This is a genomic window from Plantibacter sp. VKM Ac-2885, assembly GCF_015351205.1.
Lineage (GTDB): Bacteria > Actinomycetota > Actinomycetes > Actinomycetales > Microbacteriaceae > Plantibacter > Plantibacter auratus.
The window spans coordinates 1089766-1110877 of sequence record NZ_JADKSK010000001.1 but is presented as its reverse complement, the minus strand read 5'-3'; the positions used below and the strand labels follow the sequence as shown (position 1 = coordinate 1110877).

Sequence of the window (21112 nt, the reverse complement as noted above, 5' to 3'; positions counted from 1 at the left end):
CGTCGTTCAGGCGGGACTCAGGAGAGCTGTGAGCGCTCCACCCACTCGAGGTACTCCTCGGAGACGGTACCGGTGACGTACTCGCCGGTGAAGCAGCTCATCTCGAGGTCGCTGATGCCCGAGCCCTCGAGGATGGCGGCCTTCATGTCGGCGACCTCCTGATAGATGAGGTTGTCGGCACCCAGCTCGCGGGCGATGTCGGGGATCTTCTTGCCGTGTGCGACGAGCTCCTGGCGGGACGGCATGTTGATGCCGTACACGTGGGGGTAGCGGACCGGCGGTGCGGCGGAGGTGAAGGTCACCTTGTTGGCACCGGCGAGACGCGCCATGTCGACGATCTCCTTCGACGTCGTCCCGCGGACGATCGAGTCGTCGACGATGAGGATGTTCTTGCCCTTGAACTCCGAGCCCATCGCGTTGAGCTTCTGACGGACGCTCTTCTTGCGCTGCGCCTGGCCCGGCATGATGAAGGTGCGCCCCACGTACCGGTTCTTGTAGAAGCCCTCGCGGTACTCGATGCCGAGCTTCTGGGCGACCTGCATGGCCGCTGGGCGGGAGGAGTCCGGGATCGGCATGACGACGTCGATGTCACCCATCGGCGTGTACTCGGCGATGGTGTCGGCGAGCCGGTTGCCGAGACGCAGTCGGGCCTCGTAGACCGAGATGCCGTTCATGACGGAGTCGGGGCGAGCGAGGTAGACGTACTCGAAGGAGCACGGCACGAGCCGCGGGTTCTTCGCGCACTGCCGCGAGTACAGCTCACCCGAAGCGGTGATGAAGACGGCCTCGCCCGGGGCGATCTCGCGGACGATCTCGTAGCCGCCGGCTTCGAGGACGAGCGACTCCGAGGCGACCACCCAGTCGTTGCCGACCAGGCCCGTCTGGCGCTTGCCGAGGATGAGCGGGCGGATGCCGAACGGGTCGCGGAAGGCGAGCAGGCCGTGACCCGCGATGAGGGCGATCGTCGCGTAGGAGCCCTCGACCCGCTCGTGCACGTTCTCGACGGCGTTGAACACCTGGTCGGGATCGAGGTCGAGGCCGCTGATTTGTCCCTGCAGCTCCGTCGCGAGGACGTTGAGCAGCAGCTCGGTGTCGCTCGTGGAGTTCACGTGGCGGCGGTCGACGTGGAACAGGTCCTTGCTGAGCTCGCGGGTGTTCGTGAGGTTGCCGTTGTGGATGAGCGTGATGCCGTAGGGCGCGTTCACGTAGAACGGCTGCGCCTCGCTCTCGTTGGCGGCGTCGCCCTTCGTCGCGTAGCGCACGTGGCCGAGGCCCATGTTGCCGAGGAGCGAGCGCATGTCGCGGGTGCGGAAGGCTTCACGCACCTGTCCCTTGGCCTTGACCATGTGGAAGGTGCTGCCGTCGGCGGTGGCGATGCCGGTGGAGTCCTGACCGCGGTGCTGGAGGAGCAGGAGGCTGTCGTAGACCTGCTGGTTGGCAGGCTCGGTTGAGACGATGCCGACGATGCCGCACATGCGTGGGGACTCCTTGGGGTTCGTGCTGGGCGAGTGGCGGAACGGAGGAACAGTGGGCCGGATCGGTGCGACTAGTCGCGGTAGGCGCCGACGAGGCGGACGGCACCGCCGTCGACCCCCTTGGCACCCTGTTCGAACGCGCTGAGGTCTGCGGCGGCGTCGCCGAGGTGCACGGTGCCGACCTGCCAGGTCGCGATCCCGTCGGCCTCGAGGGCGGCCGTGACGCCGTCGGCGACCGCCGGCGAGACGACGGCGAAGAATCCGACGCCCAGGTTCCAGGTGCCCTCGCTCGATTCGAGCGAGGATCCGGCCAGCTCGCTCAGCGTCCGGAACACCGGCGACGGGCTCCAGGTGGAGCGGTCGACCTCGGCCCAGGACCCCTTGGGCAGGACGCGCGCGAGGTTGGCGGCGATCCCGCCTCCGGTGACGTGGCTGAGCGAGTGGACGCCGCCCGCGAAGGCCGGGTCGTCGAGCAGCCGCAGGAGGGGCAGGGTGTAGAGCCGTGTCGGCTCGAGGAGGGCCTCGCCGAAGGTCGTGCCGAGCTCGTCGCTGTGGTCGGCGTAGCCGACGCCCGCCTGGGCGAGGATGTGCCGCACGAGGGAGAAGCCGTTCGAGTGCAGGCCCGAGGACGCGAGTGCGAGGACGACGTCGCCGTCCTCGACGCGGTGCTCACCGAGGATGGCGTCCGCCTCGACCGCACCGGTGCAGGCGCCGGCGACGTCGTAGTCGTCGACCCCGAGGAGTCCGGGGTGCTCCGCCGTCTCGCCGCCGATGAGCGCCGTCCCGGTGTCGGAGCAGGCCTGGGCGATGCCCGAGACGATCGAAGCGATGCGCTCCGGGTGGACCTTGCCGCAGGCGATGTAGTCGGTCATGAAGAGCGGCTTCGCCCCGACCACGACGATGTCGTCGACGACCATGCCGACGAGGTCCTGGCCGATGGTGTCGTGCTTGTCGATGGCCTGGGCGATCGCGACCTTCGTGCCGACACCGTCGGTCGACGTGGCGAGCAGGGGCCGACGGAAGGCGGTGAGCGCTGAGGCGTCGAACAGGCCGGCGAACCCGCCGAAGCCGCCGAAGACCTCCGGGCCGTGCGTCTTCGCGACGGCGGCCTTCATGAGCTCGACGGCGCGGTCACCGGCTGCCGTGTCGACACCGGCCTCCCGGTAGCTGGTGGATGAGGTCATGACCGTCCTGAACCTTCTGCGATGGGTGGATTCGGGGGGCCGGACTCACCTGGCTCGGCACTGACGGAACCGGCAGGTTCCGCGTCGGCCGCGGGGGTCCCGGCTGGATGCACGTCAACTCTATCCGCTGCGACGATCCGCGTCCGTCGCGCCATGGAGCGGTCGATGAGGAGACCGATGACGAGGGCGATCGCGCCGAAGACGACGACGCACACGAGCAGGAGGAAGCCGAACACCTGGGTGAGCGAGTAGTCGGCGCTCCCCGGGAACGCGAAGGTGAGGATGAGCGCGGCGATGATCCCCACGAAGGCACCGATGACGAGGAACCGCCAGTAGCGGGGCGACCGCCGCACGGAGACCGAACCGGAGGAGTACACGGTCGCGACCTCGGTGTCGGGCTCGGTCGGCGTCGCGGGGCCGGTCGGTTCGGATGGGTGCTGAGCTTCCGGCGCTGGCTGCCCGGTGGCGTCTGTCATGCCTCCATTCTCCCCCACGATCCTGGGCATCGTGAACCGATGGTGAACGGCCGCGGTCGACGTGCCGGCAGGTACGATCGAGCGGTGGACACGACGGGGACCGAGACGACCGATCCCGTTCCGATCCCTCCCGACGACACCCTGCTCTCGGCGGTCGAGTCCGCCGCCGCCGTCGCCGGGTTCACGCTCGAGCCGGAGCAGCTGGAGGTGGCGAGGCGCCTGGCATCACTCCGGATCGCCGAGGATCGACCCGCGCACCTGTACCTGTGGGGTGCGGCCGGGCGGGGCAAGACCTGGCTCCTCGACGCGTTCTTCGCAGCGCTCCCGACGCATCGGAGGCGTCGCGTCCACTTCCACTCCTTCTTCCGCGGGCTGCACGCCGCGATCCACCGGGTCCGCACGGAGGCCGCCGACGCCGCTCGAGCGACGGGCGAGCCGGGCGCCGGGTCCCGCGCGGCGGCCGGAGCGGTGACGAACGCGGTCGAGCAAGCCGTCGACGAACTGCTCGACGAGGTGGACGTCGTGCTGTTCGACGAGTTCCAGGTGCACGATCCCGGCGACGGCGCGCTCATGATCCGGCTGCTCGACGCGCTCTTCGCCCGACAGGTGACCCTGTTGACGAGCTCGAACTCCGCGCCGCAGGATCTGCTGCCGGACCCGGGGTACCACCACATCTTCGAGCCCGGAATCGCCCTGATCGAGGCGAACATGCAGGTGCTCGAACTCGCCGGCTCGACCGACCACCGTCGCAGCTCCCCGGTCAGGCACCGCGACGGCTTCGCCCGTGGCAGCTGGTCCATCGCCGGCGAGTCCGCGGACGCCCACCTCGCGGCACTCGGCCTCCACCGTCCGGGGCCAGGCGAGGCGACGGCGCTGACGATCAGTGGCCACACGTTCCAGGCAGCCGCCGCGCGCGACGGCGTCCTCTGGTTCGCCAGCGCCGAACTCATCGAGCGTCCGACCTCGGTCGGCGACTACCTCGCCTGGGCGGCGGACTACGACCGGTGGGTCCTCGACGCCCTGCCCGAGTCCCACGCCCTCACCCGGGAGGCGCGCGCCCGGTTCGTCCACCTCGTCGACGCCCTGTGCGATCTCGGCGTCGAACTCCACGTCGTGGCCACCACCGACCGGGACACCTTCATGACCGATCCCGCCCTCGGACCGGATGGGTTCGCCCGCGACGCGGTGAGGACGCGCAGCCGGCTCGCCCTCCTCCGCGAGATCCGCTGACGGCCGTCAGCTCCCGGCGAGCACGGCCCGCTCGACGGCGCGGTCCAGCCCGACGACGGGCCGGTCCGGACGCTGCGGCGCCACACCACCGAGAGCCTGCAGCCAACCCCAGGTGTCGGCGACGGTCTCGGCGAGCGGACGACGACGGAGACCCGCCGCGACCGCACGCGAGACGTCACCGTGATGCATCGCGTCGGCGTCCGGTCCGGTGGGGAGCCAGACGGGCAGTTGGGTCCAGGGCTGGATCCCGGCCGCGAGCACCCGCTCCTGATCCACCCAACGGAGGGTCGCAGCTGACCCGGTCGCGGCGACGCAGGCGTCGAGCAGCTCCCCCAACGTCGTCGCCCGCGGCTCGCTCACGACGTTGAACGCACCACTCGCGCCCGTCGAACCGGCCGTGAGGAGGAAGGCCGCGAGATCCCGCGCATCGATGTACTGGATGGGGTCGGAAGCGGCGCCGGGAGCGAGCACCTCGCCGCCCTCGGCGATCCGCGCCAGCCACCAGGGCAGTCGCCCGATGTTCTCGTGCGGGCCGAGGATGAGGCCGGCTCGCGCCAGGACCGCACGGTCGCCGAACGCCTGCACGGCGGCCAGCTCACCGCCGCGCTTGGCACGGGCGTAGTCAGCGAAGCCGTCGTCATGCGCCGACCCGTCGACGACCGGTGCATCCTCCGACGCGCCGGCGGGGAGCGGGTCGGCGTAAACCGAACGGCTCGAGACGTACACGTAGCTCCCGGCCCGGTCGGCCAGCAGCGCGGCCGCGTCACGCACGGCGACCGGAGCCCACGACCAGGTGTCGACGACGACGTCCCACGACCCGACCCGGAGCGCGTCGAGTCCACCGGGCATCGTCCGGTCGCCGTGCAGCACGGTGACCGCGTCCGACGGCGCGGCGCGGTTCGTGCCGCGGTGGAAGACGGTGACCTCCCAGCCGGCGGCGACCGCTTCGTCGACGACTGCTCGCCCGACGAACTCCGTCCCACCCAGGACCAACAGCCGTTTCGTGCTCATGCCTCCATCACAGCGCAGGAGGCGACGGCGCACCACCCCGGTTCGCTGGGAGCAGCGAGCAGCGCGCCGGAGCGGAGCGCCGTCAGCGGACTACTTGCGGCTGTGCTCCAGCGATCCGGCTCGCATGGCGGCCTCGTCGTTCAGGTCGACGCGGGAGGCCACGTAGTAGCTGCTCCACTTCGCCGCGTGGTACGCGGGGTTCATGACGAACCAGTATGCCCGGCGCTTCCAGCCGTACTCCTTGTCGCGGACGATCCGCTTCGCGTCGCGGATCGCACCGACGACGGTGTAGCCGATCTGACGCGACCGTCGGAGCCGCGCGATCGGTTTGCCGATACGGCGCAGCGCGGTCGTCTCGTCGAAGATGCGTTTGCGGTACTCGTCGAGGGTGAGGTCGTTGGAGTGGATGACCCAACCCCGCGGTGCGTAGGCCTTCCGCAGTCCGGCCGCGATGATGTCGGCACCGAACGCCATGTCCTCGGAGTACGGGAGGTCGCGGTAGGGGATGTCGCCCAGCAGGAGCTCGCGTCGCGTGGCCGAGTTGACGTCGGAGTAGAAGCCGAGGGCGTCGAGCAGCCCACCGTTCCCGTCGGCGAACCCGTCGTTCGCGAACACCGTCGTGCCGAAGTCCGGCCCGAAGTTGCGGAAGACGTCGTGGATCTCGTACTTCATCAGCGGGAAGCAGGTCGGTCGGGCGATCTGCTTGCCCATGACCGCGACGACGTCCATGCCGTCCGGGTCCAAGGGCGTGGTCAGCTCGTGCAACCAGCGGGAGTCGCCCGGGATCGCATCGTGCGTGAGGTAGGCGACGTACTTGCCCCTGGCGAGGCGCGCGGCGAGCTGGCGGGTCCGGCCGTGGCCGAACTCGCTGTTCGGGATGACGTGCAGCCGGACGTCGGGGTGGGCGGCGACGATGTCGAGCGTCCGGTCGGTGGAGCCGGAATCGATGACGAGGGTCTCGAACGTGCCGTCGTAGTCCTGGCCCTCGATCGCCGAGAGGATCTGTTCGAGGTACATCTCGCCGTTGTAGGTGGGGATGACGATCGTCGCGTCGAGCGTCGTCTCAGCTGGGGCTTCGAGGTCAGAGGTCACCGCACCAATGTACCCGGAACGTCAGCGCGGCAGCAGCAGTGGCACGAGGCCCGTGAGGTCCGCCCGCTGGCCGGACGCGTGCACCGTGCCGCCGGCCATCGCCGTGGTCCAGTCGATGCGGCCGGAAGCGAGGGCGAGCCAGGTCGGCGCGTCCATCTCGATCACGTTCGGTGGCGTGCCGCGGGTGTGGCGGGGGCCCTCGATGCACTGAACCGCACCGAACGGCGGCACCCGCACTTCGACGGTGTTGCCGGGTGCCCGCTCGACGAGGAGCTCCAACAGGTAGCGGACCGCGGTCGCCGTGTCCGTGCGCGACGCCGGTGCGTCCCCGAGTGCCTGCTCCAGGGCAGCGCGACCGACGGCGTCCGTGATCCTGGGTCTGGCCATGCATTCGAGGCTAGGCCATTGCGCCTTAAGCTAGACGGGTGAAGATCCTCGTCCTCGGTTCCGGTGCTCGCGAGCACGCCATCATCAAGGCTCTCCTCTCCGAAGAGGCCGGGCACCACATCATCGCCGCCCCCGGCAACGCGGGCATCGCGGGCGACGTGACCGTGGTCGGCATCGACCAGGAGAACCCCTCGATCGTGCGCGACTTCGCCCGGGACGAAGCGGTCGACCTCGTCGTCATCGGGCCTGAGGCCCCGCTCGTCGCCGGCGTGGCCGACAAGCTGCGCGCCGCCGGCATCCCGGTCTTCGGCCCCAACCGCTCGGCGGCCGCGCTCGAGGGCTCGAAGTCCTTCGCGAAGCGGATCATGGACGAAGCCGGCGTGCCCACCGGTCGCGCGGTCCGCGCCGAGGACCTCGACGCAGCGGTCGCCGCGCTCGACGACTTCGGTGCCCCGTACGTCGTCAAGGCCGACGGCCTCGCGGCGGGCAAGGGCGTCCTCGTCACCCACGACCGCGATGCGGCCATCCAGCACGCCACCAACTGGCTCGGCTACGGCGGCGTCCTCGTCGAGGAGTTCCTCGACGGCCAGGAGGTCTCCCTCTTCTTCATCACCGACGGCGAGACGGTGCTCCCGCTCTCCCCCGCACAGGACTACAAGCGACTGCTCGACGGCGACGCCGGCCCGAACACGGGCGGCATGGGCGCCTACTCCCCGCTGCCCTGGCTCGACAACCGCTTCGGCAGCGAGACGGCCTTCGTCGACGAGGTCCTCGAGACGGTCGCCGTCCCCGTCGTGCGACAGCTGGCGTCGGAGGGCAACCCGTTCCAGGGCCTCCTCTACGCCGGACTCATCCTCACCGAACGCGGGATCCGCGTGATCGAGTTCAACGCGCGCTTCGGCGACCCGGAGACGCAGGTCGTCCTCCCCCGGCTCGTCACCCCGCTGTCGGCGCTCCTGCTCGGCTCGGCCACCGGAACGCTCGGCGAGCAGCCGCGACCCGCGTTCGCCGATGCGAGCGCGGTGACCGTGGTGCTCGCGAGCCAGAACTACCCCGAGACGCCCGTCACCGGCCGGAGCATCACCGGCCTCGACGCCGCCGTCGCCGTCGAGGGGGTCCACCTCGTCCACGCCGCGACGGCCGACGTCGACGGTGGCCTGGTCGCCACCGGCGGCCGCGTCCTCAACGTCGTGGCCCTCGGATCCACGTTCCCGGAGGCACGCGGACGTGCGTACGAGGCGCTGTCGCGCATCGAACTCGAGGGCGGTCAGTACCGCACCGACATCGCCGCACGCGTCTCCTGATCGCGGCCCGGATGAGCGCAGCAGCGGGAACCGGGTCGTCGGCAGTCGTCAAGAGTCACGACGGCACCAGACTGCACGTGGACGTGATCGGCGACGACGCCCTGCCGCCGCTCGTCGTCCTCGCCGGCGGTCCGGCGCGTCACCCGGTCTACCTCGGTGATCTCGGCGGCCTGAGCACCAGGCGTCGCCTCATCGTGCTGCACCAGCGCGGGGTCGGACGGTCCGAGAGCGGATCGTCGACCGCTGCGGCGAGCTGGCCGGAACTCGCCGAGGACGTCGAGGCCGTGCGTCGCTGGTTGGACGTCGACCGTCTCGAACTCCTCGGGCACTCCGCCGGTACCCGCGTCGCCGTGAGCTACGCCGCACGCTACCCGCACCGGCTCGACCGCCTGTGCCTCATCACGCCACCCGCCACCTGGCTCGTCGACACGGACGACGACAGCGCGGAGATCATCGCCCGGCACGCGGCGGAGGACTGGTACCCCGGCTTCCTCGAGGCGCTGCCCGCGCTGCTCGCGGCGCCGGACTCCGCGTCGGGGAACCGCTTGTTCCCGGCGGTGGCGCCCATCGCCTGGGGCGAGTGGGACGACACCGCCCGCGAACACGAGCGTCTGGGCGCCTGGCACCCGGCCGCGCAGGACGCGTTCGTGCACACGCCCACGATCGACGAGGTCGAGGACATCCGCGACGCCCTGCGCACCGTGACGGCTCCCGTCCTCGTGGTCGCAGGCTCTGAGGACGGCCTGACGGGACTCGCGCCCGTCGTCGACCTCGCGAAGCGGTTCCCGCTCGGCCAGGCCATCGTGCTCGACGGGTGCGGACACTACCCCTGGGTGGAGCAGCCGCGATCCTTCGCCGCCGCCGTCCACGGCTTCTTCCCGATCGGCTGACCGGTGCGCAGCGTCGATCTGACGTTCGACGAGGCCCTCGAGGCCGCCGTCCGCGACCGCTGGCAAGCGCTCCTCGACCTCGGTATCAGTAGTCTCGCCACGCATCGCGGTGCGAGCAACCGTCCGCACGTCACGCTGTCGGCCGGCGAGGACCTCGAGCTCACCGGGCGGCCGGCCTTCGCGCCGTTCGCCGTCCGGCTCGGGGCTCCGCTGTTGTTCCCGCGTCGCTCGGGCGCCGTCCTCGCGCTCACGGTGATCCCCACGCACGAGCTGCTGGAGCTGCACGGACGTGTGGCCGGCGGCGTCACCGGTTCGTTCGAGCACACCCGGCCTGACGCCTGGACACCCCACGTCACACTCTCCCGACGCGTCGCCGGCGAACAGACCGCGGCGGCACTCGACGGGCTCCGGTCGCTCGGCGACCTCCCGTCCGGGCTCGTCACCGGGCTCCGGTTCTGGAACGGCGACACCAGGACGGTCACGGACCTCCTCGGCCCGTGACCGTCCCGTGCCGCCGTGTCGGTTGAGCCGCTACTCGGCTTCGGCCCGGGCGGTGGCGGCAGCTGCGGCGACCGCGGCGGCCTGTCCGTGCTGGGTCTCCGGGGTCGACCAGGCGGCCGCCTTCGGCTTCTGGAAGAACAGGACCACGACCGCGCCCACGAGCGCGAGGCCGGCCGGAAGGAGCAACGACTGGGCCATGGCGGTGGTGAACCCGGCGTGCAGGAACTCCGGCAGCTCACCACCCGTCACCTCGCTCACGCCGCCGGCAGCACCACCAGGTGCCGCGGGCAGCTCGGCCGCGAGGCGTCCCTGGATGAGCGCGGCGATGGCCGCGCTGCCGAGGACGGCTCCGATCTGACGCGTCGTGTTGAACACGCCTGAGCCGGCGCCGGCCTGGTGCTGCGGGAGGCCCCGAGTGGTGAGGTTGGAGACCGGGCCCCACATGAAGCCGTTGGCGAGGCCGAGGACGGCACTCGGGAGGAGCAGCATGAGGATCGGCTGCTCGGGCGTGAGCAGGATCGAGTACCAGCCGAGCGCGAGGGCCAGCAGGAGGAGCCCCGCGAGGGCGAACCACTTCGGGTTCACGCGGTCGATCGCCCGCCCGACCACGGGCGCGAGCCCGGCGGAGAGCACGGCCATCGGCACGAGCATGAGCGCGGACTGCGTCGGGGTCAAGCCGCGGACGGTCTGGTAGAAGAAGACGAGCGGCAGCGACATGCTCGTTATCGTGAACCCGATCGTCGAGATCGCGAGGTTGCCGACCGAGAAGTTGCGGTCGCGGAACAGCGCCAGCGGGAGCAGCGGCTCACCCTTCATGACGGCCTGCCACAGGACGAACAGGCCGAGGACGACGACACCGGCGATGATGAGACTCCACACGGTGATCGGACCGGTGATCGTGCCCCAGTCGTAGCTCTGGCCCTCCTGGATGCCGAACACGAGGAGGAACATCCCGAGCCCGCTCAGGACGACCCCGAGCACGTCGAACTTGTGCGGATGCGTGGCGAGCGCGGGGACGTTCCGCCAGACCATGATGAAGCCGATGACACCGACGGGCACGTTGATGAAGAAGATCCACTCCCACCCGAAGCCGTCGACGAGCACCCCACCGAGGATCGGGCCGACGAGTGTCGCGACACCAGCGGTCGCTCCCCAGAGGCCCATGGCCGCACCGCGGCGGTCCGGCGGGAAGATGCGGGTGATGACGGCCATCGTCTGCGGGGTCATGAGCGCGGCGCCGAGACCCTGCACGACGCGGGCGACGATGAGCATCTCGATGGAGCCCGACAGGCCGCACCAGAGTGAGGCGAGCGTGAAGACGACGAGGCCGATGAGGTAGAGGTTCTTCGGGCCGAAGCGGTCGCCGAGGCGGCCGGTGATGAGCAGCGGCACGGCGTAGGCGAGCAGGTAGGCGCTCGTCACCCAGATGACGTTGTTGATGCCGGTGTCGAGGCCGCGCATGATCGCGGGGTTGGCCACGGACACGATGGTCGTGTCGATGAGGATCATGAAGAATCCGATGACGAGCGACCAGAGCGCAGGCCAGGGGCGCACGGCCCCGGGCGTCGTGCCTGCGGCGCCCTGGGGCGGCGTGGACGGGGTGGTGGACATGAGGTCCCTTTCTGCATGGAGGACGATTCGCGTTCGGGACGCGAGGCTGAGCGGGAACGCGACCGGACGGGTCGTCGGTCCCGAAGGATCAGGTGGAGGGTGTCGTCCGAGTGGACACCGGCGGGGTCGCCGCCTGCTCGTGGAGTGGCGCACGGGTCCCCGGCACGTGCCAGGCGAGTGCACCGTCGGCGATCTCGGCGAGGAGCGATTCGAGGTGGGAGATCTCGGCGCGCAGCATGGCGGCCGAGTAGGGGACGTTGATCCAGTACACGCGCGGGATCCCTCGCTCGCGCGCCCACGTCATGCGGCGATCGAGGTCGGCGAGCTCGGCCTGTTGCCGGAGGATACGGGTCTCGAGCAGCATCCGCACCTCCTCGGCGCCCAGCTCGTGCGCCTCGGACAGCGCGAGCCCGAGCTCCGGGTACTCGTTCGTGGGGGTGCTGAGCAGCTCGCGCAACCGCTCCCCCAGCAGGTGCCGGCCGAGGTCGGTGATCTCGAAGGTGGTGCGCTCGGGCCGGGCTCCCTCGCGGTCGGTCCCGGAGGCGAGCACGAGGCCGTCGGCCTCGAGTCCGTAGACGGCGCGGTAGAGCGAGCCGGGGCTCACCTTGACGACCCGGTCCTCCTGACGATGGAGCGCGAGTTGGTACATCTCGTAGGGGTGCATGGGGCGCTCGGCCAGGTATCCGAGCGCGGCGACGGCGAGCAGGCCGAGCGGCTTGATCTTGCCCATGACCCTCCCATCACTCCACGCGAACTATTCCACGTGGAATATACGCGTACCGCCCCGAGGTCGCAAGCCCCGGCGACCGACCCGGCCACCGCCGATGCACGATAATGAACGAGTGAGCGCACCCTCGGAGACCAACGCCTGGAACCACGTCTACTCGGGCAAGGTCCGCGACCTGTACGAGCCGGCCGCCGGGCCCGACGACCTGTTGCTCGTCGTCGCGAGCGACCGGGTGAGCGCGTTCGACCACGTGCTCGAGCCGGGCATCCCCGGCAAGGGCGATCTCCTCACCAGCCTGAGCCTCTGGTGGTTCGACCAGCTCCGCGACGTGCCGAACCACCTCGTGCCCGATCACGAGCTCGACGCCGCGGGCGTCGCGGTGTCCAGCATCCCGGTGGAGTTCGCCGGTCGCGCGATGCTCGTCCGGAAGCTCGACATGTTCCCCGTCGAGTGCGTCGTCCGCGGCTACCTCACCGGCTCCGGCTGGAAGGAGTACGTCGCGAACCGCACCGTCTGCGGCATCCCGCTGCCCGACGGCCTGCGCGACGGCGATCGTCTGCCCGAGCCGCTGTTCACCCCCGCGTACAAGGCGCCGCTCGGCGAGCACGACGAGAACATCTCGTTCTCCCGCATGATCGAGCTCATCGGCGAGGACGACGCAGTCGCACTGAAGGACCTGTCACTCGGCATCTACGAGACGGCATCACTCACGGCGGAGCGCCACGGGGTCATCCTCGCCGACACGAAGTTCGAGTTCGGCCGCAACCCCTCGACCGGTGTCATCACGCTCGGCGACGAAGTGCTCACCTCCGACTCCAGCCGGTACTGGGACCGCGACGTCTACCTGACGAGCGACGACCCCACCGCACGGATGGCGAGCTTCGACAAGCAGATCGTCCGCAACTGGCTGGCCCACAACTGGGACCAGGACGACGCCTCGACACCCACACCACCGACGCTGCCTGCCGAGATCGTCACGCAGACGGCCGCTCGCTACCGCGAACTCCTCGAGCGCCTCACCGGCACCGGTCGCTGACCGAGGTGCCGGTCAGCTCGTCTTCCGACGGGCACGAAGCCGAGCACTGTCGGCCAGGATGGCCTGCGCATCGGGCAGCGGCCCCTCCGGCACGATGACACCCATGAGCGTGGCCGTCTTCTCGAGTGCGTCGCGTGCATCGTCTGCCGCGAGCCGCGCCTCGACCAGATCGCACTGAGCGTCACTGCCCACCTCGCCGAGGGCTGCGCTGCGTTCCACCAGCTCACGCTGCAGCCGCTCCGCGGTGGCGTACATGCGCGTGAGCGTCCAGAGCGAGGTCCACGGGAGGTCGTCGCTCAGCCCGATGAGGTGGTCGTTGAGCGGGTCGATCCACCGCGACGGCTGGTGCCCGCCGTCCAGGCGACGACGACGGTTGCGTCGTTCGGCCGACACGAGCAGGAAGACGGCGACGAGGATCGCACCGAGCAAGGCGCCGACGACGTCGAGTCCGGGCGCCCAATCCGGGTCGAAGCCGGGGAGCGACACGGACGAGCGTTCGTCGTGGACGATCGACCACTCGACGAGTACGCCCACCGTCGCGCCGATGACGAAGCCCGCGAGCAGGAGGAAGGCACCGAGCAGGAGCGTGATCCTCCGCCGCAGCTGGTGGCCGCGCTGCTGATCCTCGGTGAGCTCACCTCGTTCCGCGAACGGATCCACGACCATGAGGCGACCACCGACACGGACCACACCAGGGTGGCGAGTCGTGACCGTCATGGCCCGAGGATACCCCACAAGGTGGGTCATGCGGCAGGATTCACGAGTCGAGATCGGCGGAAATCCGCGGTGGATCGGCCGTCGTGACCCCCGGAATGGGGGCGCTCGAAGGGGTCACGCCGCCCCAGGGAGCCGTCGCCGAGCCGTCGACGGAACCCAGCCAGGCTCACCGGACGATCTGCGCCAGGTCGAAGCGCACCCCGTGGTCCGTTCAGGGCCGGACACCGACGCGCGGGAAGGCGCCCGATGCAGCTGCGACGAGCGCCTCGTCGACGTCCTGCAAGGGGAACTCCGGACCCACGAGTTCGGCGAACGGATACCGACGCCACGCACCGGTCAGGAAGTCGACCGCGCGTGCCAGATCCCGCGGTCGGTAGTTGTGTGCGCCACGCACCGTGAGGAGGCGTCGGACGATGCGTTCGGCGTCGATGCCGAGCGGCGCACCGGGCGACACGCTGCCGACGAGGACCGCCGTCCCGCCGATCGACAGCGACGCGATGGCGGCGTCGACGGCACGGGCGTCGCCGGACATCTCGATGGCCACCGGGAAGCCCTCCACGCCCGCCGCCAGGTGCGCGGCGTCGAGGTGCTCGGCGGCACCGATCGTGGGGTCGACCGTCGCGATGGCGCCGAAGCGACCGGCGAGCAGCCGGCGGGCTGGGTCCGGATCGCTCACGACGACGCGCGCGCCGGCGTCGGTCGCGATGGCCGCGACCGTCAGCCCGAGCATCCCGGCGCCGGTCACGAGCACCGCCGTGCCGGGCAGGTCGTGCCCGGCCGCATCCAGTGCGGCGATCGCGGTGGCCGTCGCGCAGGACGCCGGCGCGAAGACGGCGGCGGGCGGCGTCTCCCCCACGATGACGATGGCCGTGCCCTCGAGGAGTTCGACGTGGGTCGCGAACCCACCGCTCAACTCCCACCCGCGGTGCACCCGGTCGTGACCGTACTTCGCGAGCCGGCGGCACTTCTGCTCCAGGCCGGCGGAGCAGCGGTCGCAGACGCCGCAGCTCACGACGACCGACCACACGACCCGCATCCCCGCGACGAGGACCGTGCCGTCCACCGCGGTGACGGGTCCCCCGACCGCAACGACGCGTCCCACCTGTTCGTGCCCGAGGACGAGCGGTGTGGCGGCGTCACGGTGCCCGAGGACGGTGTGCACGTCGGAGCCGCACACGGTCGCCAGTTCCACTTCGACGAGGACGTCGCCCGGCCCGAGCGTCACCCCGGGCACCGCCATCGCCTGGTGCGGGTGCCCCGGCCCCTGCCAGACCATCGCGATCGGCGACGGTCTGATGAAGACGTCGTTGCCCTCGTGCGCGGTGAGCGTCGTGTGCATGGTTCCCCCGGTCGGTCGTTCAGTCGAGACCGAGGAGCGCGGGCAACTCGGCGATGCTCGTGATGATCTCGTCGGCGCCCGCCTCGAGCAGCGTCTCCTCGTCGTGCGCTCCGGTGAGCACCCCGACGACGAGCCCGGCGCCGGCGTTCACCCCGGACAGCATGTCGCTGGCCGTGTCGCCGACGACGACCATGGTGTCGACGGCGCTCGCACCGAACCGGAGGAGCGCCGTCAGCGGCAGGTCCGGCGCTGGACGCCCTCGACCGGCGTCGGCGGGCGACAGGGCGTCGTCGGCGAGTTCGGACCACCCGAGGCTCGCGAGGAGCGCGTCGCGTGTGGCGGGGGCGAACCCGGTGGTGAACACGACACCCACGCCGAGCTCGCGGAGCCGCCGCACCGTGTCCTCGGCTCCGGGGATCGCCTCGACGCGCCCCTCGCCGACGAGGCGCTCGTAGGCCTCTTCGAAGGTGGCGTTGCCGGAAGCGGCTCGAGCCTCGTCGCCGTCGGTCAGCATGAGGAACACGTCGAGCTTCGACTGGCCCATCGTGTCGCGGACGAGCTCGATGGCCGCGTCGAGCGCGTCCTCGGTGTCGATGCCGATCGTCTCGGCGGCGACGCGGAAGGCGTCCTCGACGACGCCGTCGTCCGAGACCGTCGTCCCGGCGAGGTCGAGGACCACCAGTTCGAGCAGGAGGTCGTCCTCGTGTGCGTCGTCGAACCCGTCCTCCAGCTCGTCGAGGTCGTCGAGGTCGGTCTCCACGTCGTCGTTGAGGTCGGGCGCCGCGGTGCTGTCCTGCTGGGGTCGATCGATGCTGGTCACGAGAGGCCTTTCTGAAGGTGGGCTGATGCGGCACGGATGCTGGTCGGCTGCGCCGGCGAGAAGGTCGGGCCGAGGTGCTCGGCGACGGCCAGCTCGCCGAGTGCGGGTCCGGTGGTCATCCCGATGCCCGTCGTCGCGGCGACCACACGGACGCCCGGGGTCGGTTCGTCGATGAGCAACTCCTCCGGGGCGGTGGCGTAGACGCCCTGCCAGCGTTCGAGGACGTCGAGCCTCGTCCCGAACAGCGCGCTTCCTGCCCGCAGGAGTTCGTCGAAGGCGTGCTCGGACTGGAACGGGGAGACCGCCTCGCCGCGGCTGTGGGTGTCGCCGAGGATGATCGAGCCGTCCGGCAACTGGGTCGCCATGAGGTTGACGTCGAGCGAGGCGAGCCCGGGGTGATCCTGCTGCAGTCGCTCCCGGAGGGCCGGGATGGCGGGCGAGTCGGCGAATCCCGCGTAGCGCAGGAGTGACCATCCGGTCAGGAGTGGCGCCGGCATCGGCTTCGGCAGCTCGGCGCGCACCCGGACCATGTCGAGCGCGCATCGACGGACGACCGCCCGCTCGGCCAGCTCGGGGAGGAGGGTGTCGATGTCGTGGTTCACCGCGACCACGGTGAGGCCTGCGGCGATGACGCCGCGGCTGGTGTCGACGAAGCCGGAGCGCAGTCCCGTCACGGTCGTCCGGCGTCGGAACTCGACACCGCGGCGTTCCAGGTACGCCGTGACGGCGCCCAGGGCCTGACGCGGGTTCACCTGGAGGTCGCGTGGCAGCCAGGCGCCGCCCACCACGTCGGCGGCGCTGACCGGCACCTGCTGCAGGAACTCGGCCGCGTCGTACAGGCGGACGTCGGCCGCGGCTCCCGCCTGGGCACGGGACGCCGCGAAGTCCTCGAGGACGCGCAACTCGTCGAGGTGCCGGGCGACCACGTGCGTGCCCGAGCGCCGGACCCACAATCCCGCGTCCTGCTCGAGTCGCTGCCAGATCTCGGCCGAACGCGCGGCGAGGCGAGCTGCGAGCCCGGCCTGCGGCGTCGCGGCCAGATGGCCGAAGTTGCGGACCGACGCACCCTGGGCTTCGGCCGAGCGTTCGACGACCACGACCTCGGCACCGGCGTCCACGGCGGCGAGCGCCGCCGACAGCCCGACGATGCCGGCTCCGACGATCACGACGTCCGCGCGATCGGCCGAGGCACCGAGCGAGCCGACACCGAGGCCGACCCGCGCCGCCGACACCCCGCCGCTCATCCGTCGTCCGTTCACGAGAACACCCTCCGCATCCACATGGCGATGCCCTCGACGACGAGGACGACCGCGAGGATCATCAGCACGATGGCCGTGACCTGGTCGTAGTTCCCGCCCTGGTCCGCCTGGATCAGGTAGTAGCCGATGCCGCCTCCGCCGACGATGCCCAGCATGGTCGCGGCGCGGATGTTCGTGTCGAGCGTGTAGAAGGTGTGCCCGACCAGTGCACGGGCGCCCTGCGGGAGCGTCGCGGCGGCGTAGACCTGCGGGCGCGTCGCACCGACGGCGGTCAAGGCGCGTTCCGGTCCGGGCGCGACCTCCTCGAAGGAGTCCGCGATGAGCTTGCCGAGGAGGCCGATCCCGCAGATGCCGAGCGCGAGCGTCCCCGCCTGGGCACCGAGTCCGGTGACGACGATGAGGAGGATCGCGAGGATGAGCTCCGGGATGCCGCGGATTCCGACGAGCGCGAACCGGGCGCCGGTGCGGACACCGCGGCTCGGGGCGACGTTCCGCGCGGCGAGCGACCCGATGACGATCGAGCAGACGAGGGCGATGAGGGTCGCCGCGAAGGCGATCGCGACGGTCTCGAACATCGCCTCGACCATCTGCTCCGTCGTGCGCATGCCGAACGACGGCGGCCAGAGTCGGACGAGGACGTCGGGGGCCTTGGCCCAGAACGTCACGAGGTCCCCCCACTGGATGTCGGACACGACGACGCCCCAGACGACGACCGCCACGGCGAGCCAGGCACCGACGGTGTCGCGGACGCGGGCCGGCGTCCACGGACGCTTCGCTGCAGCGGCGATCCGGGACTCGGCACTCGGAGTGGCGACCGTCAGGCTGCTCCCGCTCGCCACGCGACGTGCCTCCCGGCCCGCGGCCACCCGACGCACGACGCGGTCTCCGAGTCCGCGTCCGGTCGGCTGCACCCCGAGCATCACGGTCCGCACGGTGCTCGACACGATCTCCATGACGACGCACAGCGCGAAGATGACGATCGCGAGTCCGATGCCGAGCGAGTAGTCGAGCGATTTGAACGCGAGCGACAGTTCACGGCCGAGGCCGAGGACGCCGACGTAGCCGAGCAGGACCGAACCGCGCAGGTTGATGTCGCCGCGGTGGAGGACCGTGGCCACCCAGGACGGCAGGACCTGCGGCAGGACACCCGAGGTGAACTCCTGCAGCTTCGAGCCGCCGGCCGCCCGGATCGCGAGTCGCGGCCCCTCGTCGACCTGCTCGATCGCGTCCGCGAAGAGCTTCGAGATCATGCCGACGGAGTGCAGCCCGATCGCGATGATGCCGGGCAGCGAGCCGAGCGAGAACATGAGCACGAGGATCATCGCGATGACGACGTCCGGCACGGCACGGCTGAGCACGCCGACGAACCGACCGACCGCGCGCCAGGCCGGTCCCGGGGTCGTGTTGGCGGCTGCGAGGTACGCGACCGGGATCGAGAGCACCGCAGCGAGGACGGTGCCGGAGATCACGATCCCCAGGGTCAGGGCGGTGAGCGACAGCAGTTCCCCGGGCGGCGGGAACGTGATCGTGCCCACCCGGTTGAAGAAGTTGACCGCGTTGCCCCAGCTCGCCACCATGTTCGGGATCGAGATCCCGACCTCGAGGAGCGAGTAGACCGAGAACGCGAGCAGCGCGACGAGCGTGAGCACGGCGGCGATCGTCTGCGGTCGGAGCCGACCGACCGGAACGGGTCCGGAGAGTCCTGGCGGGCGGCCGGCGGGCGGTGCCGTCTTCGCGGGCGCGGTGACGACCATCAGCGGGTCCTGCCAGGTCGACGGAGCTCGTCGGGCTCGCGGCCGTCGACGTCGAACTCCCACTCCGGGTCGTCGGGCAGTTCGTCCTCGCCCGCGCGCTCCTCGACCCCGAGCAGGCCGCGGAGGTCGTCGTCGGGGTCGCCGAGCAGCTCGTCGGTCTCCAACTCCACCGCGATCGCCTGCAGCTCACGGGTGCTCGTCGCGACCCGGCCGTAGATCTCCATCACCTCGGTCTTCGACAGGCCGTCGGTCGTGGTGTCGAGGACCACCTCGCCGTGGCGGAGGCCGACGATGCGGTCGCCCCAGGAGAGCGCGAGGTCGACCTGGTGCAGGCTGCACACGACGGTGAGCCCGCGGTCGATCGCGATCTCGCGGATGAGGGCCATCACCTGCTCGCTCGACTCCGGGTCGAGGGAGGCGACGGGTTCGTCGGCGAGCAGGATCTCGGGGTCCTGCATGAGCGCTCTGGCGATGGCGACGCGCTGCTGCTGACCGCCGGAGAGGGTGTCGGCGCGCTGGTAGGCGCGCTCGAGGAGCCCGACGCGGTCGAGGTGGCCGAGCGCCTTCAACTTCAGGGTGCGGCCGTAGCCGAGGATGCCGAGACGCGGTCCGCGGACGCCCGCCAGCGAGCCGGTGAGGACGTTCTCGAGGACGGTGAGTGACGGGACCAGCTCGAACTGCTGGAAGACGAACCCGACGCGGGCGCGGAGCCGGCGCAGGGCGCGCTGCCCGAGGGCCGGCACCTCGTCGCCGAGGACCGAGACGGACCCGGCGGTGGGCCGCTCGAGACCGTCCAGGTGACGGAGGAGCGTCGACTTGCCGGAGCCCGACAGACCGAGCAGGACGACGATCTCACCACGACGGATGTCGAGGTCGACGCGCTGCAGGGCGACCGTCCGGTCGAAGCGCTTCGTGACCCCGCGGAGACGCACGAGCGGTTCCGCTCCGTCGGGTGCGGTGTGACGCGCCTGCTGCTCGGTGACGCTCATGGCTGCTGCCTCTCGTGAGGTTGGTGGTGGTGCGGATGTCGCGCCTCGACAGGCTCGGTGAGCGGATACCGGAGCACCGGTCACTGCCCTTCGACAAGCTCAGGAACCGCTTGTCGAAGGGCGGGACTGGCGCTCAGGCCTGGCACTGCTTGGCGTTGGTCTTCTTGCAGATGTCGCGGATGGTGTCGTAGTACGCGTCGTCGACCGGCGAGGTGCCGTAGAAGGTCGCGCGGAAGGCGTCGCTGTCGGCGCTCTTCACGCCGGAGTCGATGATCTGGTCGATCGTGACCTCGGACAGGGCCTTCTCGAGCTTCTCCTTCACGTCGGCGGGCAGCGAGTCGGACTCGACGATCGGCGCACCGGGGACCATCGTGCGGTCGATGACCTTCACGCCGTCGTTCTTCTCGACCTCGGAGTCCTCGGCGAAGCCCGCCTCGCACTCGACGCCCTCGGCGGTCTTCGTCACCGAGACGTCGTGCTTGCCGGCGAAGACCGGGGTGATGTCCTTCTCAGGGTCGATGCCGGCCTCGAGCAGGTTGTAGCTCGGGAAGAGGTACCCGGACGTCGAGGACGGGTCGACGAAGCAGACCTTCTTGCCCTTGAACTCCTCGATCTTCGTGATCGACGAGTCCTTCGGGACGATCGCCTCGGAGTAGTAGCCCGGCTCCTGCCCCTTGTCGGTGATGATCGACGAGATCGGCGTGATCTTGGCCCCGTTGTTGAGCGCGGTCACGTAGGTGAAGCCGGAGAAGGAGGCGACGTCGATCTTCCCGGCCACGGCCGCCTCGATGAGGGCCGCGTAGTCGGTCGACTCGTGGTACTCGACCTTCTTGCCGGTCTCCTGGGCGATGTAGTCCATGAGCGGCTGGTAGTTGGTCTGCGTGTCGACCGAGTCGGGGACGACGCCGAAGACGAGGGTCTGGTCGTCGACCGCGAAGGTGCCGGCCGCGGCGGAACCGGTGTCGCTGGCGGTGGCGCTCGAGCAGGCGGCCAGGCCGATCGAGAGGAGGGCTGCGGCGCCGAGCGCAGCGACGCGGGTGAGGGAGAGCTTCATGTGCTGGGACGTACCTTTCAGAAGGACCGATGCACCCGCCCGCTCCGCGCGTGGCTCCGGTGGATCGGAACCGCGAGTGACCGACGCGGGCACTGCTGTGTGCCGTACGTGTGATCACGCTACGAGCGGCGCCCGAACAGGGCCGGGCCTCCCGGTGAACAGGAGGTGAAGCCCCGCGGAAGGATCGATCAGGCAAGCCACGACCGTCGTCCGCCGAGCCGCCTAGACTGCTGGAATCCGCCCATCCGAGCAGCAG

Annotated in this window: 20 protein-coding genes; 5 read left to right on the top strand and 15 right to left on the bottom strand. The window is 70.6% G+C overall.

Features of this window, described 5'->3' with window-relative positions; genetic code table 11:
* Window positions 1-17: 17 nt before the first annotated feature.
* From purF to ITJ66_RS05390, 3 genes are all read right to left on the bottom strand, one after another.
* On the bottom strand, window positions 18-1475 hold the full coding sequence (purF, locus tag ITJ66_RS05400; RefSeq protein WP_085511828.1) for an amidophosphoribosyltransferase: 1458 nt from the start codon (window positions 1473-1475) through the stop codon (window positions 18-20).
* A 71-nt stretch (window positions 1476-1546) separates the two neighbouring features.
* Window positions 1547-2659: a phosphoribosylformylglycinamidine cyclo-ligase gene (gene purM, locus ITJ66_RS05395; RefSeq protein ID WP_192018764.1), complete on the bottom strand. Its 1113-nt coding sequence runs from the start codon at window positions 2657-2659 to the stop codon at window positions 1547-1549.
* Window positions 2656-3135: a DUF2273 domain-containing protein gene (locus tag ITJ66_RS05390; RefSeq protein WP_192018765.1), complete on the bottom strand. Its 480-nt coding sequence runs from the start codon at window positions 3133-3135 to the stop codon at window positions 2656-2658. Before ITJ66_RS05390 ends, purM begins: the two co-directional genes overlap by 4 nt.
* Before the next feature lie 84 nt (window positions 3136-3219).
* On the opposite strand from ITJ66_RS05390, the gene zapE reads away from it, so the two are divergent.
* Complete coding sequence (gene zapE / locus ITJ66_RS05385; protein WP_194643860.1) at window positions 3220-4365, top strand: AFG1/ZapE family ATPase; 1146 nt, start codon at window positions 3220-3222, stop codon at window positions 4363-4365.
* 6 nt (window positions 4366-4371) lie between these two features.
* On the opposite strand, the gene ITJ66_RS05380 is transcribed toward zapE, so the two are convergent.
* The 3 genes from ITJ66_RS05380 to ITJ66_RS05370 form a co-directional block, all read right to left on the bottom strand.
* On the bottom strand, window positions 4372-5376 hold the full coding sequence (locus ITJ66_RS05380; RefSeq protein WP_137242320.1) for an NAD-dependent epimerase/dehydratase family protein: 1005 nt from the start codon (window positions 5374-5376) through the stop codon (window positions 4372-4374).
* Window positions 5377-5466: 90 nt separating this feature from the next.
* Window positions 5467-6468: a glycosyltransferase family 2 protein gene (locus tag ITJ66_RS05375; protein WP_229940067.1), complete on the bottom strand. Its 1002-nt coding sequence runs from the start codon at window positions 6466-6468 to the stop codon at window positions 5467-5469.
* 21 nt (window positions 6469-6489) lie between these two features.
* Window positions 6490-6855, bottom strand: a complete 366-nt coding sequence (locus tag ITJ66_RS05370; RefSeq protein ID WP_064294203.1) for a sterol carrier family protein — start codon at window positions 6853-6855, stop codon at window positions 6490-6492.
* 38 nt (window positions 6856-6893) lie between these two features.
* On the opposite strand from ITJ66_RS05370, the gene purD reads away from it, so the two are divergent.
* The 3 genes from purD to ITJ66_RS05355 are packed head-to-tail and all read left to right on the top strand — an operon-like array spanning window position 6894 to window position 9550.
* Window positions 6894-8159 carry a phosphoribosylamine--glycine ligase gene (gene purD, locus ITJ66_RS05365; RefSeq protein ID WP_192018767.1) on the top strand — a complete coding sequence of 422 codons (1266 nt, stop codon included), beginning with the start codon at window positions 6894-6896 and terminating at the stop codon, window positions 8157-8159.
* A gap of 11 nt (window positions 8160-8170) precedes the next feature.
* The gene (locus tag ITJ66_RS05360) at window positions 8171-9049 is read left to right on the top strand and encodes an alpha/beta fold hydrolase (RefSeq protein WP_192018768.1); all 879 of its coding nucleotides are present in this window, start codon (window positions 8171-8173) and stop codon (window positions 9047-9049) included.
* 3 nt (window positions 9050-9052) lie between these two features.
* The gene (locus ITJ66_RS05355; protein WP_192004537.1) at window positions 9053-9550 is read left to right on the top strand and encodes a 2'-5' RNA ligase family protein; all 498 of its coding nucleotides are present in this window, start codon (window positions 9053-9055) and stop codon (window positions 9548-9550) included.
* 30 nt (window positions 9551-9580) lie between these two features.
* On the opposite strand, the gene ITJ66_RS05350 is transcribed toward ITJ66_RS05355, so the two are convergent.
* Both ITJ66_RS05350 and ITJ66_RS05345 read right to left on the bottom strand, forming a co-directional pair.
* Window positions 9581-11161, bottom strand: coding sequence for a DHA2 family efflux MFS transporter permease subunit (locus tag ITJ66_RS05350; RefSeq protein ID WP_192018769.1), 1581 nt, complete (start codon window positions 11159-11161; stop codon window positions 9581-9583).
* Window positions 11162-11249: 88 nt separating this feature from the next.
* On the bottom strand, window positions 11250-11891 hold the full coding sequence (locus ITJ66_RS05345) for a PadR family transcriptional regulator (protein WP_192018770.1): 642 nt from the start codon (window positions 11889-11891) through the stop codon (window positions 11250-11252).
* Window positions 11892-11985: 94 nt separating this feature from the next.
* Between ITJ66_RS05345 and ITJ66_RS05340 the strand changes: the two genes are divergently transcribed.
* The gene (locus ITJ66_RS05340) at window positions 11986-12924 is read left to right on the top strand and encodes a phosphoribosylaminoimidazolesuccinocarboxamide synthase (RefSeq protein ID WP_192018771.1); all 939 of its coding nucleotides are present in this window, start codon (window positions 11986-11988) and stop codon (window positions 12922-12924) included.
* 12 nt (window positions 12925-12936) lie between these two features.
* Here the strand turns inward: ITJ66_RS05340 and ITJ66_RS05335 are convergent, their stop codons facing one another.
* The 7 genes from ITJ66_RS05335 to ITJ66_RS05305 form a co-directional block, all read right to left on the bottom strand.
* The gene (locus ITJ66_RS05335; protein ID WP_192018772.1) at window positions 12937-13641 is read right to left on the bottom strand and encodes a hypothetical protein; all 705 of its coding nucleotides are present in this window, start codon (window positions 13639-13641) and stop codon (window positions 12937-12939) included.
* Window positions 13642-13852: 211 nt separating this feature from the next.
* On the bottom strand, window positions 13853-14980 hold the full coding sequence (locus ITJ66_RS05330; RefSeq protein ID WP_124768656.1) for a zinc-binding dehydrogenase: 1128 nt from the start codon (window positions 14978-14980) through the stop codon (window positions 13853-13855).
* Window positions 14981-14999: 19 nt separating this feature from the next.
* Entirely contained in the window at window positions 15000-15800 is an 801-nt protein-coding gene (locus tag ITJ66_RS05325) for an HAD family hydrolase (RefSeq protein WP_229940064.1), read from the bottom strand.
* Window positions 15797-17059, bottom strand: a complete 1263-nt coding sequence (locus tag ITJ66_RS05320) for a TIGR03364 family FAD-dependent oxidoreductase (protein ID WP_229940063.1) — start codon at window positions 17057-17059, stop codon at window positions 15797-15799. Before ITJ66_RS05320 ends, ITJ66_RS05325 begins: the two co-directional genes overlap by 4 nt.
* Window positions 17056-18813, bottom strand: coding sequence for a phosphonate ABC transporter, permease protein PhnE (phnE, locus tag ITJ66_RS05315; protein WP_194643858.1), 1758 nt, complete (start codon window positions 18811-18813; stop codon window positions 17056-17058). Before phnE ends, ITJ66_RS05320 begins: the two co-directional genes overlap by 4 nt.
* Entirely contained in the window at window positions 18813-19802 is a 990-nt protein-coding gene (gene phnC / locus ITJ66_RS05310; protein ID WP_194643856.1) for a phosphonate ABC transporter ATP-binding protein, read from the bottom strand. The genes phnE and phnC overlap by 1 nt, the downstream gene beginning before the upstream one ends.
* 133 nt (window positions 19803-19935) lie before the next feature.
* Window positions 19936-20856, bottom strand: coding sequence for a phosphate/phosphite/phosphonate ABC transporter substrate-binding protein (locus ITJ66_RS05305; RefSeq protein WP_086474636.1), 921 nt, complete (start codon window positions 20854-20856; stop codon window positions 19936-19938).
* Between the last annotated feature and the right edge of the window lie 256 nt (window positions 20857-21112).